The sequence below is a fragment of the Thermomonas sp. XSG genome (assembly GCF_014678725.1).
In the GTDB taxonomy this organism is placed as follows: Bacteria; Pseudomonadota; Gammaproteobacteria; order Xanthomonadales; family Xanthomonadaceae; genus Thermomonas.
The window spans coordinates 644,085-662,119 of record NZ_CP061497.1; the positions used below are offsets into that span (position 1 = coordinate 644,085).

General features: G+C 69.9%; 13 protein-coding genes and 1 pseudogene. 11 read left to right on the forward strand and 3 right to left on the reverse strand.

Going from position 1 to position 18,035, the window contains the following annotated elements:
- Nucleotides 1-77 precede the first annotated feature (77 nt).
- The 9 genes and pseudogenes from ICG51_RS02985 (at nucleotide 78) to ICG51_RS03025 (ending at nucleotide 8,837) form a co-directional block, all read left to right on the forward strand.
- Nucleotides 78-266, forward strand: coding sequence for a hypothetical protein (locus ICG51_RS02985; protein WP_190281580.1), 189 nt, complete (start codon nucleotides 78-80; stop codon nucleotides 264-266).
- A gap of 52 nt (nucleotides 267-318) precedes the next feature.
- Nucleotides 319-789, forward strand: coding sequence for a hypothetical protein (locus ICG51_RS02990; protein WP_190281581.1), 471 nt, complete (start codon nucleotides 319-321; stop codon nucleotides 787-789).
- 98 nt (nucleotides 790-887) lie between these two features.
- Nucleotides 888-2,681 carry an acyl-CoA dehydrogenase C-terminal domain-containing protein gene (locus tag ICG51_RS02995; RefSeq protein ID WP_190281582.1) on the forward strand — a complete coding sequence of 598 codons (1,794 nt, stop codon included), beginning with the start codon at nucleotides 888-890 and terminating at the stop codon, nucleotides 2,679-2,681.
- 191 nt (nucleotides 2,682-2,872) lie between these two features.
- Nucleotides 2,873-3,436: pseudogene (locus tag ICG51_RS03000) on the forward strand (HNH endonuclease); the annotation flags it as partial.
- Nucleotides 3,437-3,638: 202 nt separating this feature from the next.
- Nucleotides 3,639-4,685 (forward strand): hypothetical protein, encoded by a 1,047-nt coding sequence (locus ICG51_RS03005; RefSeq protein ID WP_190281584.1) that lies wholly within the window; start codon nucleotides 3,639-3,641, stop codon nucleotides 4,683-4,685.
- A 67-nt stretch (nucleotides 4,686-4,752) separates the two neighbouring features.
- Nucleotides 4,753-5,901 carry a polyamine ABC transporter substrate-binding protein gene (locus ICG51_RS03010; protein ID WP_223809506.1) on the forward strand — a complete coding sequence of 383 codons (1,149 nt, stop codon included), beginning with the start codon at nucleotides 4,753-4,755 and terminating at the stop codon, nucleotides 5,899-5,901.
- A 1-nt stretch (nucleotide 5,902) separates the two neighbouring features.
- A complete protein-coding gene (locus tag ICG51_RS03015) occupies nucleotides 5,903-7,051 on the forward strand; it encodes an ABC transporter ATP-binding protein (protein WP_190281585.1) in 1,149 nt (382 codons plus the stop codon).
- A gap of 119 nt (nucleotides 7,052-7,170) precedes the next feature.
- Complete coding sequence (locus ICG51_RS03020; protein ID WP_223809555.1) at nucleotides 7,171-8,037, forward strand: ABC transporter permease subunit; 867 nt, start codon at nucleotides 7,171-7,173, stop codon at nucleotides 8,035-8,037.
- Nucleotides 8,034-8,837: an ABC transporter permease subunit gene (locus ICG51_RS03025; RefSeq protein ID WP_190281587.1), complete on the forward strand. Its 804-nt coding sequence runs from the start codon at nucleotides 8,034-8,036 to the stop codon at nucleotides 8,835-8,837. Before ICG51_RS03020 ends, ICG51_RS03025 begins: the two co-directional genes overlap by 4 nt.
- A 12-nt stretch (nucleotides 8,838-8,849) precedes the next feature.
- Here ICG51_RS03025 and ICG51_RS03030 read toward each other — a convergent pair whose 3' ends face one another.
- From ICG51_RS03030 to ICG51_RS03040, 3 genes are read right to left on the reverse strand one after another with little or no spacing between them, the layout of a single operon-like run.
- Nucleotides 8,850-9,086: a hypothetical protein gene (locus ICG51_RS03030; protein WP_190281588.1), complete on the reverse strand. Its 237-nt coding sequence runs from the start codon at nucleotides 9,084-9,086 to the stop codon at nucleotides 8,850-8,852.
- A gap of 41 nt (nucleotides 9,087-9,127) precedes the next feature.
- Nucleotides 9,128-11,260 carry a bifunctional 23S rRNA (guanine(2069)-N(7))-methyltransferase RlmK/23S rRNA (guanine(2445)-N(2))-methyltransferase RlmL gene (gene rlmKL, locus ICG51_RS03035; RefSeq protein WP_190281589.1) on the reverse strand — a complete coding sequence of 711 codons (2,133 nt, stop codon included), beginning with the start codon at nucleotides 11,258-11,260 and terminating at the stop codon, nucleotides 9,128-9,130.
- 4 nt (nucleotides 11,261-11,264) lie between these two features.
- Nucleotides 11,265-11,789 carry a hypothetical protein gene (locus ICG51_RS03040; RefSeq protein WP_190281590.1) on the reverse strand — a complete coding sequence of 175 codons (525 nt, stop codon included), beginning with the start codon at nucleotides 11,787-11,789 and terminating at the stop codon, nucleotides 11,265-11,267.
- A gap of 22 nt (nucleotides 11,790-11,811) precedes the next feature.
- Between ICG51_RS03040 and ICG51_RS03045 the strand changes: the two genes are divergently transcribed.
- Both ICG51_RS03045 and ICG51_RS03050 read left to right on the forward strand, forming a co-directional pair.
- The gene (locus ICG51_RS03045) at nucleotides 11,812-12,369 is read left to right on the forward strand and encodes an N-acetylmuramoyl-L-alanine amidase (protein WP_190281591.1); all 558 of its coding nucleotides are present in this window, start codon (nucleotides 11,812-11,814) and stop codon (nucleotides 12,367-12,369) included.
- Between the two features lie 110 nt (nucleotides 12,370-12,479).
- Complete coding sequence (locus ICG51_RS03050) at nucleotides 12,480-18,023, forward strand: IPT/TIG domain-containing protein (RefSeq protein WP_190281592.1); 5,544 nt, start codon at nucleotides 12,480-12,482, stop codon at nucleotides 18,021-18,023.
- Nucleotides 18,024-18,035 lie beyond the last annotated feature (12 nt).

Sequence of the window (18,035 nt, forward strand, 5' to 3'; positions counted from 1 at the left end):
CACGGCAGACGCCTGCCGGCGGGTTCCTGCAGGCGCGTCGCGGGTGTATGTTCGCCACTTCCTCTGGGGAGCCCCGTATGGACATCCACGACATCGCCCTGACCCTGTTCGCCCAGCTGGTGGGCGCCCACCGCGGCGCCCCGCTGGATGCCGATGCGCGCATGGAACTGGGCCGCGAAGCCTACCGCTGCGCCGAGGCGTTCATCGCCGCCAAGGACCTGTACATCCGCGAACTGCCCGTTCCCGGCGGCGAGCAGATCTACTGATGCCTGCGACACGCGCGGGTATGCTGCGGCCTTCCTCCCACGGAGCCTCCGCATGATCCGCCGGCTTGCCTGTTTCGCCACCCTCGCCCTGCTGCTGGCCGGTTGCGGCAGCGGACCGGTGCGGCGCGTCTCCGAACCCGCGGCCAGCATCCAGCAGCTCACCGTGCGTGCCGATGGCCGCTGGGACGTGGCGCTGCGGCTCAACAACTTCAGCAGCGTGGCGATGCGTTTCGACAGCACCGCGCTGGAAATCGCCTTCGACAACGGCGCCGCGGCGCGGCTGGACCTGCAGCCGAACCTGGAAGTGGCACCGGAATCCGCCGACGTGCACACCGCCGTGGTCACCCCCACGCCGGCCGGGCGCGCGCGCCTGGCTACCGCGCTGGCCGACGGCCGCGGGCTGTCCTACAGCCTGCGCGGCACGCTCCAAGCCGGCCCTCTGGACGGCAAGCCGCGCAGCTACGAGATCAAGCGCGAAAGCGCGCTGTCACCGGTGCCCGGACTGCCCGGCGCGCTGCGCTGAGCCTGCCCCGGCGGGCATTTCACCGACACCATACGCTGTAGTATGCTCAAGGTTCCCGCGGGCCGGATGGCGGCCCGCCCATGCCAGGAACCGCACGCATGAGCACCTACAAGGCCCCTCTCGACGATCTCCGCTTCGCCCTTTACGACGTGCTGGGCGCCGAAGCGCTGTTCGCCCGGCTCGGCCATGCCGACGCCAACCGCGAGCTGGTGGACGCGGTGCTGGATGAAGCCGCGCGCTTCAGCGAAACCGTGCTGGCCCCGCTCAACCGGATCGGCGACGAGATCGGCTGCAGCTACGACAAGGCCACCGGCAACGTCACCCCGCCGCCGGGCTTCAAGGACGCCTTCGACAAGTTCGTCGAGGGCGGCTGGACGGGACTGACCAACGCGCCGGAGCACGGCGGCCAGGGCATGCCCGCGCTGCTGGGCGGCGTGCTCACCGAGATGGTGGACAGCGCCAACCTGGCCTGGGGCAACTTCCCGATGCTCAGCCACGGTGCGGTCAAGGCGCTGGAGACCTACGGCGAGGACTGGCAGAAGACCGTGTTCCTGGAGCCGCTGGTGGCCGGCAAGTGGACCGGCACCATGTGCCTGACCGAGCCGCACTGCGGCACCGACCTCGGCCTGCTCAAGACCCGCGCCGAACCGATTGCCGACGGCAAGTACGCGATCACCGGCACCAAGATCTTCATCACCGCGGGCGAACACGACCTCGTCCCGAACATCGTCCACCTGGTGCTGGCCAAGCTGCCGGACGCGCCCCCCGGCGCCAAGGGCATCTCGCTGTTCGTGGTGCCGAAGTTCAAGGTGGCGCGCGACGGCACCGTCGGCGAGCGCAACGCGGTCCGCTGCGGCGCGATCGAACACAAGATGGGCATCCACGGCTCCGCCACCTGCGTGATGAACTTCGACGGCGCCGAGGGCTATCTGCTGGGCCAGCCGCACAAGGGCCTGCAGGCGATGTTCGTGATGATGAACTCGGCCCGCCTGGGCGTGGGCGTGCAGGGCCTGGGGCTGTCCGAGCGCGCTTACCAGAACGCGCTGCGCTATGCCCGCGAGCGCCTGCAGTCGCGTTCGCTGTCCGGCCCGAAGAACCCCGACAAGCCGGCCGACCCGCTGCTGGTGCACCCTGACGTGCGCCGCATGCTGCTGACCCAGAAGGCGCTGATCGAAGGCGGCCGCCTGCTGTCGATGCAGGCCTACGCGCTGCTGGACCAGGCCGAGAAAGCCGCCGATCCCGCCGAGCGCGAGCGGGCCGAGACCCTGGTCAGCTTCCTCACCCCGATCTCCAAGGCCTGCCTGACCGAATGGAGCATCGAGAACACCTACAACGCCCTGCAGTGCTTCGGCGGCCACGGCTACATCCATGAGCACGGCATGGAGCAGTACGCCCGCGACGCCCGCATCACCACGCTGTACGAAGGCACCACCGGTATCCAGTCGCTGGACCTGATCGGCCGCAAGACCGCGGCGACGCAGGGCGCGGGGCTGAAGCTGTTCATCGCCGAGGTGGAAGCCTTCGCCAAGCAGCACGAAGGCGACGCCGCGCTTGCCGAATTCATCGCACCGCTGCGCGCCAAGTGCGGCGAGTGGGGCAAGCTCACCATCGAGACGCTGACCCGCGCGGCCAGCAATCCGGAAGAGCTGGGCGCGGCGAGCACCGACTACCTGTTCTATTCGGGCTACGTGGTGCTGGCCTACTGGTGGGCACGCAGCGTCGCGGCCGCGAATGCATCCGACCGCCCGCAGGCGTTCAAGGACGCCAAGCGCGACACCGCGCGCTTCTACTTCGGCCGCATCCTGCCGCGCACGCTGGCGCACAAGGCCGCCATCGAAGCCGGCGCCGGCACGCTGATGGCGATGCCGGACGAGGGCTTCGGCGCCTACTGACCCCCAACACGCGCCCGGCACCCGCCGGGCGCGTCGTCTGCGCCTCCGGTACACAAACCGTCATCGAAGGCGTATAAGCTGGTTTCCCGATGGAGACCGATACAGCGACATATCGCACGGCCCATACCGGCGACCCGACCGCTGCACTGCACGCGGACAGCTTCGTTTCCGCCGACGCCACCGGTTTCTCCCCGCATCTGCGCCTGCTCGGGCTCGACGCCCACGGCCGCGCGCTTGACTGGCTGAGCTGGCAGGACGCCACCTGCCTGTATGCCCGCGGCGCGGTGGCATGGACGCTGGGCGACCCCTGCCTCAGCATCCACGGCGGCATCAGCCGCCGCAGCGGCGAGCGCAGCGTCCTGCACCTGCATCCCATCATCGCCGCGCGCGGCCACGTCCGTCCGGCGGCGATCGACCCCACGCCCACGCTCACCAACCAAGCGCTGTTCGCCCGCGACCAGCAGCTGTGCCTTTACTGCGGCCGCCAGTACCACCGCGGCACGCTCACCCGGGACCATGTGCAGCCGGTGTCCAAGGGCGGCCTCGACATCTGGGAGAACGTCGTCACCGCCTGCTTCCCATGCAATTCGCGCAAGGGCAACCGCACCCCACAACAGGCCGACATGCCGCTGCTGGCCGTGCCCTACCGACCCAGCTGGGTGGAGCACCTGATCCTCTCCAACCGGAACATCCTGGCCGACCAGATGGCTTTCCTGCGCGCGCAGCTGCCGAAGAATCCGCGCCGCGGCCCGTGAACCGCCACGCGGCCAGGAACCCGCCCGCCAAACCTGCGCATCCCGCCATCCCGGCGCAAACACCACTCCGCGCGCCCCGATGCCCCGCTGACGGCGCCGCTGCCTTCACGGGCGCCGTGCAGGCGGCGTATGTGATTCCGCATTGACGCACGCGCCGCGCTTGGCAACACTCGAACCGGGTTTACCGGCTGTGGGGACGGGGATGGCACTGACGCTTGGCACTACGGGAATGGATCGCGCGACCGAGGCGGAGGTTGCCGCCGCGTTCAAGATCGCCAATGCGGAAACCGGCCACCGCTGGAGCTTCGTCGAAGGCGATGCGGCCGATTACGTGATCATCGATATGGACAGCCTGTACGGCCCGATGAGCTGGCTGCGCCTGCACGGCCTGGGCCGCAAGGTGATCGCGCTGACCTCGGCGGACCGCCAGCAGACCGACTACCGCCTGCCGCAGCCGGTCAGCGCCACCGACCTTGCGGTGCTGCTCAGCGAGATCGCGGGCGATGCGGACGCTGCGCCCGCCGGCATCCCATCCAAGCCCGCGCCCGCCCCCGAGCCCGAACCGGCCGCAGTACCGGAACCCGCGCCCATCGTGGCGCAGGCTCCGGAGCCCGCGCCGGAGCCCCCGCGCATGTCGGATCCGGAGCCGGAGCCTGCGCAGGAACCCGATCAGCCCACACCTGCCGCTGAACCTGCACCACCTGCGACGCGAACGCTGCAGCAGTGGCTGGCTCCCGGCGCGCTGCATCAGCGGGTCCGCCTGCAGCGCCCCGACGCCCCGACGTTGCTGATCGACCCACAGGCCGGCAGCTGGCATGGCCCGGCCACGCTCAAGCCGCTGGCGCCCTGCTTCGCCGACGAGCTACTGGAAAGCGACTTTGCCACGCCCGACGCCGCGGCCTGGGAGGCCGAAGCCGCCGCGCAGGGCCCGGCCCAGCCGCTGTCGCGCCTGCAATGGCTGGGCGGACTGGTGTCCGGCGCCGCCGTCGAAGGCCGCTACCTGCTGAAGAAGTGGCCACAGACCGAGCGCGAATATCCCAAGCACTTCCGCATCGCCACGGTGATGATGAAGGGGCCGGCCGATGTCGCCGAGATCGCCGAGGCCAGCGGGGTGAGCCCGGCGGAAGTGGCCGACTTCATCAATGCCAACCTCGCCACCGGCTACGCCGAAGTGGCGGAGGTGCCGGCGCCGCCGGCGCCGCCATCGCCGCGCACCACCGGGTTGTTCGGGCGCATCCGCGGCCACTGAGCGCCGCGCCGCTTCATCGCGGCGCTTCAGCGCGTACCATTTGCAGACTCACTTCCCGGAGACTGCCGTGACCCTGCGCCTTGCCCCCCTTGCCTGCGCCGTGCTGCTGCTGACCGCCTGCGGCGGCAAGCCCGACGCGACGGACGCTGCCGCCCGCCCGGCTGGCCCGGAAGAGAAAGTCCTCAACGTCTACAACTGGTCCGACTACATGGCCGAGGACACCATCGCCAACTTCGAGAAGGCGACCGGCATCAAGGTCAACTACGACGTCTATTCCGAGAACGAGACGCTTGAGACCAAGTTGACCGCCGGCAGCAGCGGCTACGACGTGGTGTTCCCGTCCGCGCGCCCGTTCGCGCAGCGCCAGATCAAGGCCGGGCTGTACCTGCCGCTGGACAAGGCGAAGGTGCCGAACCTGTCGCACCTCGACCCCGCGATCCTGCAGGGGCTGGCCGACATCGACCCGGGCAACGCCTACGTGGTGCCGTACATGTGGGGCACCACCGGCCTGGGCATCAACGTTGACAAAGTGAAGGCGGCGCTCGGCGAAAACGCGCCGATCGATTCGTGGAACCTGCTGTTCGACCCGGCCAACGCCGCCAAGCTGGCCAAGTGCGGCATCAGCGTGCTGGACGACGACCAGGAGGCCTTCGGCGCCGCGCTGATCTGGAAGGGCAAGGACCCGAACGCCGGCGCCGCCGACGAGATCGACACGGTCAAGCAGGTGTATGCCGCGATCCGCCCGCACATCCGCACCTTCAACAACGCCGAGTACAAGGACGCGCTGGCCAACGGCGACGTGTGCGTGGCGATGGGCTACTCGGGCGACATCCTCGGTGCCGCCGACGCCGCGGCCGAAGCGGCCGAAGCCACCGGCAAGCCGGCGCCCGACATCCGCTACGTGATCCCGAAGGAGGGCGCGATCCGCTGGGTGGACGTGATGGCGATCCCCAAGGACGCCAAGCACCCGGGCAACGCGCAGGCCTTCATCGACTACCTGCTGGACCCGAAGGTCTCCGCCGCGATCACCGACGCGGTGGGCTACGCGAACCCGAACAAGGACGCCACCGCGCTGGTCGACCCCGACATCGCGAACAACCAGGGCGTGTACCCGCCGGAAGCCGTGCGCGCCAAGCTGGTCGACCCCAAGTCCCTGCCGGAAGCCGTGCAGCGCCAGCGCGTGCGCGCCTGGACCGCGATCAAGAGCGGACGCTGAGGTGGCGCTGGCCATCCGTTCCGCCGCGCCGCTGGAGCCGTGGAAGGACCCGGCGGCGCAGCCGTTCCTGCGGATCGAGGGCATCACCAAGACCTTCGGCAAGCTGTACGCCTGTGATGACATCTCGCTGGACGTGTACCGCGGCGAGTTCTTCGCGCTGCTGGGCGGGTCCGGTTCCGGCAAGAGCACCCTGCTGCGCATCCTGGCCGGGCTGGAAACGCCCGACCGCGGCCGCGTGCTGATCGACGGCGTCGACGTCACCGCGCTGCCGCCGTACCAGCGGCCGGTGAACATGATGTTCCAGAGCTATGCGCTGTTCCCGCACATGAGCGTGGCGCAGAACATCGCCTTCGGCCTGAAGCAGGACGGCCTGGGCGCGGGTGAGATCAAGGATCGCGTGCAGCAGATGCTGGAGCTGGTGCAGATGCCGCAGCTGGGCGCGCGCAGGCCGGCGCAGCTGTCCGGCGGCCAGCGCCAGCGCGTGGCGCTGGCGCGTGCGCTGGCCAAGCAGCCCAAGCTGCTGCTGCTGGACGAACCACTGGGCGCGCTGGACAAGCGCCTGCGCGAGCGCACCCAGTTCGAGCTGGTCAACATCCAGGAGCGCGTGGGCACCACTTTCGTGATGGTCACACACGACCAGGAAGAAGCGATGACCATGTCCAGCCGCATCGCGGTGATGGACGCGGGCCGCATCGTGCAGGTGTCCACGCCCGCCGCCCTGTACGAATACCCCTCCACCCGCTTCGTCGCCGAGTTCATCGGCGGCATCAACCTGTTCGAAGGCCGCGTGCTGGCGCATGACGCCGACGCACGCGTGGCCCGCATCGCCTGCGACGCGGTGGACGGCGGCGCCCTGCTGGCCCGCCACGCCGACCCGCTGCCCGAAGGCACCGCCGTCAGCGTCGCGGTGCGTCCGGAGAAGATCGACGTGCACGAGTCACGCCCGCAGGCCGACAACGTGGCGGTGGGCAAGGTGCGCGACATCGCCTACCTCGGCGACGTCTCCATCTACCACGTCGAAACCGAGACAGGCGCGGTGATCCGGGTCCAGGAAACCCACGTCGAGCGCAGCTCCGAGCCGCACTACGACTGGGGCGAAACGCTGTGGCTGAGCTGGCCGGCCAGCGGCGCGGTGGTGCTGACCGCATGAGCAGCGCCCCCAACGGCACGTGGACGCAGCTGTGGGCGGAGGTCGTGCGCAACCTGTTCGGCTGGTTCCGTGCGGTCGGCACCGAGTTCCGCACCCGCCGCGGGCGCTTCCTCGTCACCATGCTGCCGATGCTGTGGCTGCTGCTGTTCTTCGCGGTGCCGTTCCTGATCGTGCTGAAGATCAGTTTCGCCGAGGCCGTGTTCGGGCAGTCGCCGCCGTACACGCCACTGGTGGAGCAGGCCGCCGATGGCGCCACCAGCCTTCGCCTGCACGCCGGCAGCTACGCGCTGCTGCTGCAGGACCCGCTGTACGTCGCCGCCTACCTGAAGTCGCTGCTGTTCGCCGGCGTGTCCACCCTGTTCTGCCTGCTGCTGGGCTACCCCATCGCCTACGGCATCGCCCGCGCGCGGCCAACATGGCGGATGCTGCTGCTGGTGCTGGTGATCCTGCCGTTCTGGACCAGCTCGCTGCTGCGCACCTACGCGATGATCGGCATGCTCAAGGCCAATGGCGTGCTGACCGGCGCGCTGGCCGCGATCGGACTGGTCGAACCCGGCACCGCGATCCTGCATACCGATCTCGCCGTGTACATCGGCATCGTCTACAACTACCTGCCCTTCATGATCCTGCCCCTGACCGCCACCCTGATGCGGCTGGACTTCGACCTGCTGGAGGCCGCCGCCGACCTCGGCGCCAGGCCATGGCAGGCGTTCGGGCGCATCACCCTGCCGCTGTCGATGCCCGGCATCATCGCCGGCAGCCTGCTGGTGTTCATCCCGGCGGTGGGCGAGTTCGTGATCCCCGACATCCTCGGTGGCCCCGACGCGCTGACCATCGGCCGGGTGCTGTGGACCGAGTTCTTCACCAACCGCGACTGGCCGCTGGCGGCCGCGGTGGCCGTGGCGATGCTGCTGTTGCTGGTGATCCCGACCCTGCTGTTCGAGTACGTCGAGAACCGCCGCGAGCGCCGCGAGGCGCAGGCATGAAGCGGCGCAACTGGGGGCTGTGGGCGGCCATGGCGGTGGGCTACGCGCTGCTGTACGTGCCGATCGTGTCGATGATCGTGTATTCGTTCAGCGCCTCGCGCATGGCCACGGTGTGGGCGGGCTTCTCCACCCGCTGGTACGTGGCGCTGCTGTCCAACGAGCAGATCCTGCAGGCGCTGGCGCGCAGCCTGACCATTGCCGCGGTGGCCGCCAGCGCGGCCACCGTGCTGGGCACCGCCTGCGGGCTGGCGCTGTCGCGCTTCGGCCGCTTCCCCGGTCGCGGCCTGCTCAGCCTGATGAACTCGGCGCCGATGGTGATGCCCGACGTGATGCTGGGCCTGTCCTCGCTGCTGCTGTTCGTCACCCTGCAGCAGGCGCTGGGCTGGCCGGAGCGCGGCATGGGCACGATCATGATCGCACACATCACCCTGACCACCTGCTATGTGACGGTGGTGGTGCGCTCGCGCATGAGCGCGCTGGACGACAGCCTGGAGGAAGCGGCGATGGACCTCGGCGCGCGCCCGTGGCGGGTGTTTTTCCGGATCACCCTGCCGCTGGTCGCCCCGGCCCTGCTGGCCGGCTGGCTGCTGGCGTTCACCCTGTCGCTGGATGACCTGGTGATCGCCAGCTTCACCTCCGGTCCCGGCGCCAGCACCCTGCCGATGCTCATCTACTCCAAGGTCAAGCTGGGCGTGACCCCGGAGATCAACGCGCTGGCCACCCTGATCGTCACCGCGGTGGGCATCGGGGTGATGGTGGCCGGCATCGTGATGCACCGGCGCGAGCAGCGCCTCGATTGAGCCGGGCAGCGCTCATTCCTCGTTCTTGGACACGCCCCGCAGGTTGAGGGCGAACAGGCCGGCCTGCAGTGCGATGAGCGCCCAGGCATGCGCGTGCCAGCCCCAACACACCCACAGCAGGTTGCTGGCCACGAAGCACCAGAAACCCACGACGCGCCGGCGGCGCGTGCGCGAGCCGACCAGCCAGGCGGCGACCAAGGTCACCGCCATCGCGGGCCATTGCAGCAGATCCAGCCATTGCGCTTCCATGCGCCCATGGTGCGCGGGGCGGGTGAAGCCGACGTCGCTGGTCAGCCGCGCGCGGTCAACCGCCAGGCGCGATGAATGCGCGCGTTGCGGGCAAAATCCGGCGGGATGGTGGAGGCGCTGATGTCCTCCACCTGCGCGAATTCGGCCAGTGCGGCTTCATCCAGCCGGAAGCGACGGAAATTGTTGCTGAAGTACAGCACGCCGCCCGGCGCCAGCCGCGCCACCACCGCGCGCAGCAGGCGCACGTGGTCGCGCTGCACGTCGAAGTCGTCGGCGCGCTTGGAGTTGGAGAAGGTGGGCGGGTCGCAGAACACCACGTCGTACTCGCCGGTGTCGGCTTCCAGCCATTTCAGCGCGTCGGCCTGCGCGATGCGGTGGCGGGTGCCGCCGATGCCGTTGCCGCGCAGGTTGTCGGCCAGCCATTCCAGATAGGTGGCGGACAGGTCCACGCTGGTGGTCTGCGCAGCGCCCTGCACCGCAGCCTGCACGGTGGCCACCCCGGTGTAGCAGAACAGGTTGAGGAAGCGCTTGCCGCGCGCTTCCAGCGCCATCTTCGCGCGCAGCGGGCGGTGGTCGAGGAACAGCCCGGTGTCGAGGTAGTCGAACAGGTTGACCTGCAGTTTCGCCGCGCCCTCCTCCACCGTGAGGAACTGCCCGCGATGGTCGAAGTGGCCGTACTTGCTGCCGCCCTTGCCGGTGCTGCGGGTCTTCACGGCGACCTTCTCGCGCGGCAGGCCGAACACCTCGCGCACCGCCAGCAGCAGGTCGCTGAGCCGCTTGCGGGTGGTCGCTTCCGGGATTTCGGCCGGCGCGGCGTATTCCTGCACGTGCAGCCAGGTCTCGCCCTCGACGGTGGTGTATACGTCCACCGCGCAGGCGTATTCGGGGATGTCGGCGTCGTAGGCGCGGAAGCAGCTGACCTGCTCCTGCTGCCGCCAGCGCGCCAGCTTGTCGAGGTTCTTGCGCAGGCGGTTGGCCACCATCTGCGCGCCTTCCGGCAGCGCGCGCTTCTCGATGCCTTCGCGCTGCGGCGGCGCGATCGGATCCACCGCGATCAGGCTGCATTCGATGGCGCCGTTGAACAGCTGGTAGCTCTTCTTTGCGCGCAGCCCGGTGGCACGGGCCAGTTCGCCGTCACCGCACAGCAGCGCCGCACGCCACTGCGGCGCCACGCGCTTCAGCGCATCTCCCAGAGCGCGGTACAGCGCCGGGTCGGCGGCCAGGCGGGCATCGTAGGGCGGATTGCAGGCGACCACGCCGCGCGGGTTCTCCATCGGCGCCAGGTCGACGATGTCGCGGACGGAGAAGCCGATGGCATCGTCCACGCCCGCCGCCTGCGCGTTCTCATGTGCGGCGCGGATGGCGTGCGGGTCCACGTCGCTGCCGTGGAAGCACGGCCGCAGCGTGGCGCGGCCACGCGCTTCACGCGCGATGGCCTCCACCCGCAGGCCCGCCCAGGCTTCGCCGTCGAAGCCCAGCCAGCGGCTCGGCGGCACGTCACCGTGGCGGCGCAGCCCCGGCGCCACGTCGGCAGCCATAAGCGCGCCCTCGATCAACAGCGTGCCGCTGCCGCACATCGGGTCGAGCAGGTCGCCGCCTTCGGCATAGGCCTGCGCCCAGCCGGCCCGCGCCAGCACCGCCGCGGCCACGGTTTCCTTCAGCGGCGCCGCGCCCTGCACGCGCCGCCAGCCGCGCCGGTGCATCGGCCCACCGGACAGGTCGATGGACAGCGTGGCGCGGCCCTTGCGGACGACCAGGTTGATGCGGACGTCCGGCGACTCCACGTCCACGTCCGGCCGCTGGCCGGTGCTGGCGCGCAGGGTGTCGACGACGGCGTCCTTCACCCGCTGCGCGGCGTAGCGCGCGTGGGTGATGGCGCTGCCGGAGACGTGCGCGTCAATGGCGAAGGTATGGCTGGGCGAGAGATGGCGCGTCCAGTCCACCGCGGCCGCACCGGCGTACAGCGCGTGCTCGTCGGCGCACTCGAACTCGGCGATCGGCCACAGGATGCGGCTCGCAAGACGCGACCACAGCACCGCCCGCTGGGCATCCAGCAGGCTGCCCTCGACGTTGGCACCGGCGATGGTGGCGGTGGCGCGCGCGCAGCCGAGCGCGACCAGTTCGTCGGCCAGCAGGTATTCCAGGCCCTTGCCGCAGGAAGCGAAGAATTTCATGGCGTCACAGCGCCGCCAGCAGCGCGGCGAACGCCTCGGCGCTGGCCTGCACGTGGTCGGACAGGCGGTGGGAATCGTTCACCAGCAGCAGCCGCGCATCGCGCGCCGCCGCCCATTCCACCACCTGCGCGGCGGGGATCAGCTCGTCGTGCCAGCCGTGGATGATCGAGGTCGGCACGCTGGCCGCCTGCATCGGCGGCGCGCCCTCCATGACCACCGGCGGCGCCATCAGGAACAGGCCGGCCACCGGCAGCTGCCGCGACACGTGGCCGCTGATGTAGGCGCCGAGGCTGGAGCCGGCCAGCACCAGCGGGCCACGCGCGGCAGCGGCCTGCGCCAGCGCCTGCAGGCGGGCGATGCGGGCGGCCACGTCGCCCAGCGGCGTCACCTCACGGCGGGCGTCGAGATCGGTGTAGTCGGGGCGTTCGTGGGTCCAGCCCAGGCGCTCGGCCACGTCGGCCAGCGCGGTCACTTTGGTCGCATCGGGACCGCTTTCGAAGCCGTGCGACAGGATGCAATGTCCTCTCATGGGTCAATGCTAGCATCGGCGCATGCCCGCCCCGACGATCCACGCACGCCACCTGCCCTATGCGGAGCTGCTGGCCGCACGTGCGCCGGACGCCATCGACACCGTGGTCATCCACTGCACGGAGCTGCCCGACCTCGCCACCGCGCGCGAGTACGGCGAACGCGTGCTTTACGAGTCGGGTACCGGCAACAGCGGGCATTACTACATCGACCGCGACGGCCGCATCGAGGAATATGTGCCGCCCGCGCGCAGCGCCCACCACACCCGCGGCTGGAATGCGCGCAGCATCGGCATCGAGCTGGTCAACACCGGCCGGTTCCCCGACTGGCTGGATTCCCGCCGGCAGGCGATGGACGAGCCGTACACCGACGCGCAGATCGCCGCGCTGACCGCCCTGCTGCAGCGGCTGTGCAAGGAAATCCCGTCGCTGGCGCAGATCGCCGGCCACGAGGACCTGGATCGCGACGAGGTCGAAGCCAGCGACGACCCCGCCTTGAAGGTGCGGCGCAAGCGCGACCCGGGGCCGCTGTTCCCGTGGCGGGCCGTGCTGGACGGGGTGACGCTGCGGCGCATCGCATAGTCGCTCCCCGGCTCCCCTCCGTCATATCGGCGACAAGGCGAAACGGTTACAGTTCGCATCTGGCCAGCCCGCCATAGCGGCGGCAGCGCGAACGGGACAGGGGATTTGTGATGACGAAATCGGGCATGGGCCGGAGCTTCCGGCGCATCTGGGCTGCGCTGTGCGCTCGCGGGCTGATGCTGATCCTGACGGGGCTGTTCGGTCTGATGCAGGCCGCGCCCGCGGGGGCGGCGTCACCCGGCTGCATCGCGATCCAGGCCCATTGGGGCGGTGGCGTCGTCTTGACGTCTCCCCAAGAGGACTGGTTCGGAGGCAATGTCGTCCAAGCAGGCGAGGTCATCACCTACGATGTCACCTCGACCGGAACCACCAACACACCGCCGGACAACTACAGCGGCTCCGGGTTTGCCCTCTACAGGAACGGCGCGGACTCAAGTCCCCCGCTTGAAGCCTATTCGTTGGCAGGAAGCGAGCTCAACCTGCATGGCACCTACACCATTCCGGCGGGTGGGCTGGCGGACTTCACGGTGTATGCCTGGACAAGCTCAATTTCCCCGACCGCGACGGTGACGGCCACCGTGACCTGCGCTGCGCCCACAACGCCCCCCACCGTTTCCGGCATCTCGCCTACCGCCGGCCCGACCAGCGGCGGCACGTCTGTCGTCATCACCGGCACCAACTTCAGCAGCGTCACCGGCGTGACCTTTGGCGCCACGCCTGCCACCGGCTTCACGGTCAACAGCAGCACCCGGATCACCGCCACCGCGCCGGCCGGGAGCAGCGGTACGGTGGACGTGCGCGTCACCACGGCCGGCGGCACCAGCGCCACCAGCGCCGCGGACCAGTTCACCTATGTCGCCGCACCCACGGTCACAGCGATTTCGCCCGCGTCCGGCCCAACCAGCGGCGGCACCACGGTGGTCATCACCGGCACCAACCTCACCGGCGCCACCGCCGTCACCTTTGGCGGCACGGCTGCCACCAGCTTCACGGTCTACAGCGGCACCCAGATCACCGCCACCGCGCCGGCTGACGTCATCGGCACGGTGGATGTGCGCGTCACCACCGTCGGCGGCACCAGCGCCACCAGTGCGGCAGACCGGTACACCTACGCCGCCCCACCCACGGTCACAGCGATTTCGCCCGCGTCCGGCCCAACCAGCGGCGGCACCACGGTGGTCATCACCGGCACCAATCTCAACGGCGCCACCGGCGTTATCTTCGGCGGCACGTGGGCCACCAGCTTCACGGTCAACAGCAGCACCCAGATCACCGCCACCGCGCCATCCGGCAGCGGCTTGGTGGATGTGCGCGTCACCACCGCCGGCGGCTCCAGCGCCACCAGTGCGGCGGACCAGTACACCTATATCGGCGCGCCCACGGTCACTTCGATCTCGCCCAAGGCGGGCGCGACCAGCGGCGGCACCGCCATCGACATCAACGGCACCAACTTCACCGGCGCCACCGCCGTGACCTTCGGCGGCACGGCGGCCACCGGCTTTACCGTCATCAGCGGCACCCAGATCACCGCCACGTCGCCGGCCAATGCCGCCGGCACGGTCGATGTCCGGGTCACGACGACTGGCGGCACCAGCGCCACCAGCGCCGCCGATCAGTTCACCTTCATTGCCCCGCTCATGGTCTCGCCGGCATCGGGCGCGCTGCCAGGCGGCACCGTAGCCACTGCCTATTCGCAAACGTTCACCGCCAGCGGCGGTACTGCGCCCTACGCCTTCAGCGCCAGCGGCACGTTGCCGACGGGTCTGACCCTGTCCGCAGGGGGCGTGCTGTCCGGCACGCCCACGGCCTCGGGCACGTTCAATTTCATGATCGAGGTGTCCGACAGCTCGGCAGCCCTCATCGGCAGTGCCCTCGCCGCGAGCACGGCCTATTCGATCACCATCACCAAAGCCTCGCAGACGATCTCGTTCGCAAATCCCGGCACGCAGCTCTTCGGCACCAGCCCCACCTTGACCGCCACGGCGACATCCGGCCTGACGGTTACCTTCACCTCGAGTACGACTGCCATCTGCACCGTGTCGGGCGCCACGTTGACGTTCATCGCGAACGGCACCTGCACGATCAATGCCGATCAGGCGGGCGATGCGGCCTACAGCTCCGCACCGACGGTGTCGCAAAGCTTCACCGTGACGCCCGCGCCTCTGACGATCACTCCCGCTGCGGCCACCGGCCTGAAGGTGGGCGCCAGCTACAGCCAGCAGAACACCGCTTCGGGCGGCACCAGCCCCTACACGTATTCGCTTTCCGCGGGCGCCTTCGTGCCCGGCACGTCGATCGACTCGGGGACGGGCACGGTCGCAGGCACGCCCACGGTCGCTGGCAGCTTCAGCTATATCGTCCGGGTCACCGACAGCCAGCCGCTGACCGCCACTACCCCGGTCACCACTGTCACCATTGCGAAGGGCGACCAGACCATCGGCTTCACTTCCACGGTGCCAGCGGCAACCGTGGGGGGCACGCCCTACGCGGTAAGCGCGAATGCAAGCTCGGGCTTGGGCGTCACCTTTGCGCTCGACGGCGCCAGTACCGGCTGCACGCTCTCCGGCAACACCGTGACGTTCACCAGCACCGGCACCTGCACGATCAACGCGAATCAGGCCGGTGACTTCAACTGGAATGCCGCGCCGCAGGCGCAGCAGAGCTTCGCGGTGGACGCCGCCAGCGCCGTTACTGCCACTCTCGACTTCTCGCCGACGCCGCTGGGCGCCGGCGACACCGGCACGGCGACCATCACCTTCAGCAATCCCAACGCGTCGGCCACGCCGGCCGTCGCGCCGCTGCTGGCCGGCTCTGCGTTGCTGACCCGCACCGGCGCGATCGGCGGCAGCTGCGGCGCCACCGGCGCCGATGCGGGCGCGAACGTCCAGTTCAACGCCTTCCAGATCCCGTCGGGCATCTGCACCGTGACCCTGGCCTACACGGGCGCGGTCGCCGGATCGTCCGCGGGCATGCAGCTCGGCGCCTTCACGCCGAGCGGCTACCCCACTACCCCCGCGACCGCCGGCAACGCCTTCGCTGTGCTGCCGACCATCACCGGCGTCTCGCCCAATTCGGGCCCGGTCAGCCAGGTGGTGACGATCAGCGGCACCGGCTTCAGCACGACGCCGGGCAACAACAGCGTCCTTTTCGGCGGGTCGGCCGGCACGGTCACGGCGGCGAGTGCGACCTCGCTTACCGTCACCGCGCCCGCCACCGGCAGCGGCGCGGCCAGCGTGACGGTCACTGTCAATGGCCAGACCAGCACCGGCGGCGCCACCTACACATTCATCGACAAGCCGGTAGCAGCGGATATGCCCGGCGTTGCAGTGGCGTACAACAGCGGCGGCACTGCAATCGACCTGTCGGCCTCGATCAGCGGCGGGGCGCATACCAGCATCGCCGTCGGCACCGCACCCACGCACGGGAGCACCGCCATCGTCGGCGACGTGGTGACCTACACGCCTGCGACCGGTTACTTCGGCGCGGACAGCTTCACCTACACCGCCAGCGGCCCCGGCGGTACGTCGAACGTCGCCACCGTGGGTATCACGGTGGCAACGCCGCCCGCGCCCGTCGCGGCGGATCGCAGCGGCGTGCCGGTGCCGTTCAACAGCCCGGGCGTGGCCATCGACCTGTCGGCCTCGATCACCGGCGTGCACACCAGCATCGCCATTGCCAGCGCACCCGCGCACGGCACGACGAGCGTGGCTGGCGACGTGGTGACCTACACCCCGGCGAACAACTACGCCGGCGCCGACAGCTTCACCTACACCGCCACCGGTCCCGGCGGCACCTCGGCACCGGCCACGGTGGGCGTGCAGGTCGCCAAGGGTGGGCAGACCATCGCGTTCGCGAACCCCGGCCCGCAGGTCTACGGCGTCAGTGCCACCCTGTCGGCCACGGCGAGCTCCGGCCTGACGGTCAGCTTCAGCTCCGCCACACCCGCGGTGTGCACGGTCACGTCCGCCGGCTCGCTGAGCCTGGTGGGCACCGGCACCTGCACCATCAACGCGAACCAGGCGGGCGATGCGTCCTACGAGCCTGCGCCGGAGGTCAGCCAGAGCTTCGTCGTGAGCGCGGCCGTACAGGTCATCACCGGCTTCGTCGCCAATCCCGCCAACCCGGTCTACGCGCCGAACGGCACCTTCAGCGTAACCGCCACGCCCGGCGCCTCCACCAGCCCGGTGGTCTTCGCCTCCACCTCGCCCGCGGTCTGCACCGTCAACGCCAGCACCGTCACCATGCTTTCCGCCGGCAACTGCAGCCTCACCGCCAATCAGGGCGGCGATGCCAACTACACCGCTGCACCCCAGGTGGCACTGGATGTGGTGATCGGTGCCGCAACCCCGGCCATCACCTGGGGCGGCGCGATCCACAAGACCGAGGGCGAGGCCGCCTTCGAGCTGCCGGAGCCGACCAGCACCAGTCCCGGTGGGTTCACCTACGCCAGCAGCAACCCCGCCGTGGCGACGGTCAGCGGGCGCACAGTGACGATCACCGGTCCCGGCGCCGCCATCCTGACCGCCACCCAGGCCGCCACCGCCAACTACACGGCCGGCGCCGCAAGCCTGGAACTGACGGTAGGCGCGCGCCCGAACCCGACCAGCGATCCGTCCGTCGGCGAGGCCTTGCAGGCGCAGGTGGATGCCAGCCTGCGCTTCGCCCAGGCCCAGCAGGGCAATGTGCTGGATCGCCTGCGCCAGCTGCGGCATGTGGCAGGCACGCCGTCGAGCCAGAACCTGCGCTTCAACGCCACCAGCCTGAACGGCGGTCTCTCGCTGCCGTTGGGCGCGGCATCGGGCTCGCAGCAACACGGCTTCGGTGTATGGACGGCGGGCAACATCATCCTCAGCCAGCACGACGGCAGGCCAGGCCGCAACGGGTTCGACCTGCGCAGTGACGGCGTCACCCTGGGTGCGGATCGCGCGTTCGGCGACTTCGTGTTCGGCGGCGCAGTCGGCGCCGGCTGGAGCGATGCCGATTTCGCCGACGAGCGCTCCGGCCAGGACGCCACGCAGAAAGCCTTCACCGCCTACGGGCTGTGGCGCGGCGACGACCATTGGTACATGGACGGTCTGATGGGCTGGGGTCGGCTGGACTTCGACCTGAGCCGCTGGAGCACCACCGCCAATGCGCTGGCGACCGCCCGGCGCAAGGGCGACCAGCTGTTCGGCGCGTTGAGCGTGGGCTATACCCGCCAAGGCGGGTCGATGGAACTGACCGGCTACGGCCGGCTGGAAGCCAGCCGCACCACCCTGGACGCCTATCGCGAGTCCGGCCTGGGCATCTACGATCTCGCCTACCGCGAACAATCGATCGATGACAGCGCAGTCGCGCTGGGCGTGGAAGGCCGCTGGCGGATGCGCACCATCCGCCCGTACTGGTCGCTGGAGTACCGCGACGCGCTGCGCAACGGCACGGACGCCGCGATCAATTACGTGATCGCCCCCGCGGCCGGCGACTCCCTGCTCGGCCTGCGCAGCATCGCCAACCGGATGTGGACGCTGGGCGCTGGCTTCGACATGCAACTGGCCTCCGGCTGGCAGGTGTCGTTCCAGTACCGGCGCGAGCAGGCCAGCGACATGACCGGCAACAGCGTCGGCCTGCGCTTCACACTCGGCTCGCTGCAGCCGTTCGGGGCTTCGGCGCGCTGATCCGGGCGCCCA

Bases quoted from the DNA above. Each gene is read 5' to 3' on its own strand.
- ICG51_RS03040 (WP_190281590.1), bottom strand. From the start codon at position 11,789: ATGAGAGGACATTGCATCCTGTCGCACGGCTTCGAAAGCGGTCCCGAT.
- ICG51_RS03005 (WP_190281584.1), top strand. From the start codon at position 3,639: ATGGCACTGACGCTTGGCACTACGGGAATGGATCGCGCGACCGAGGCG.
- ICG51_RS02990 (WP_190281581.1), top strand. From the start codon at position 319: ATGATCCGCCGGCTTGCCTGTTTCGCCACCCTCGCCCTGCTGCTGGCC.
- rlmKL (WP_190281589.1), bottom strand. From the start codon at position 11,260: ATGAAATTCTTCGCTTCCTGCGGCAAGGGCCTGGAATACCTGCTGGCC.
- ICG51_RS03050 (WP_190281592.1), top strand. From the start codon at position 12,480: ATGACGAAATCGGGCATGGGCCGGAGCTTCCGGCGCATCTGGGCTGCG.
- ICG51_RS03045 (WP_190281591.1), top strand. From the start codon at position 11,812: ATGCCCGCCCCGACGATCCACGCACGCCACCTGCCCTATGCGGAGCTG.
- ICG51_RS03025 (WP_190281587.1), top strand. From the start codon at position 8,034: ATGAAGCGGCGCAACTGGGGGCTGTGGGCGGCCATGGCGGTGGGCTAC.
- ICG51_RS03030 (WP_190281588.1), bottom strand. From the start codon at position 9,086: ATGGAAGCGCAATGGCTGGATCTGCTGCAATGGCCCGCGATGGCGGTG.
- ICG51_RS02985 (WP_190281580.1), top strand. From the start codon at position 78: ATGGACATCCACGACATCGCCCTGACCCTGTTCGCCCAGCTGGTGGGC.
- ICG51_RS02995 (WP_190281582.1), top strand. From the start codon at position 888: ATGAGCACCTACAAGGCCCCTCTCGACGATCTCCGCTTCGCCCTTTAC.
- ICG51_RS03020 (WP_223809555.1), top strand. From the start codon at position 7,171: ATGCTGCCGATGCTGTGGCTGCTGCTGTTCTTCGCGGTGCCGTTCCTG.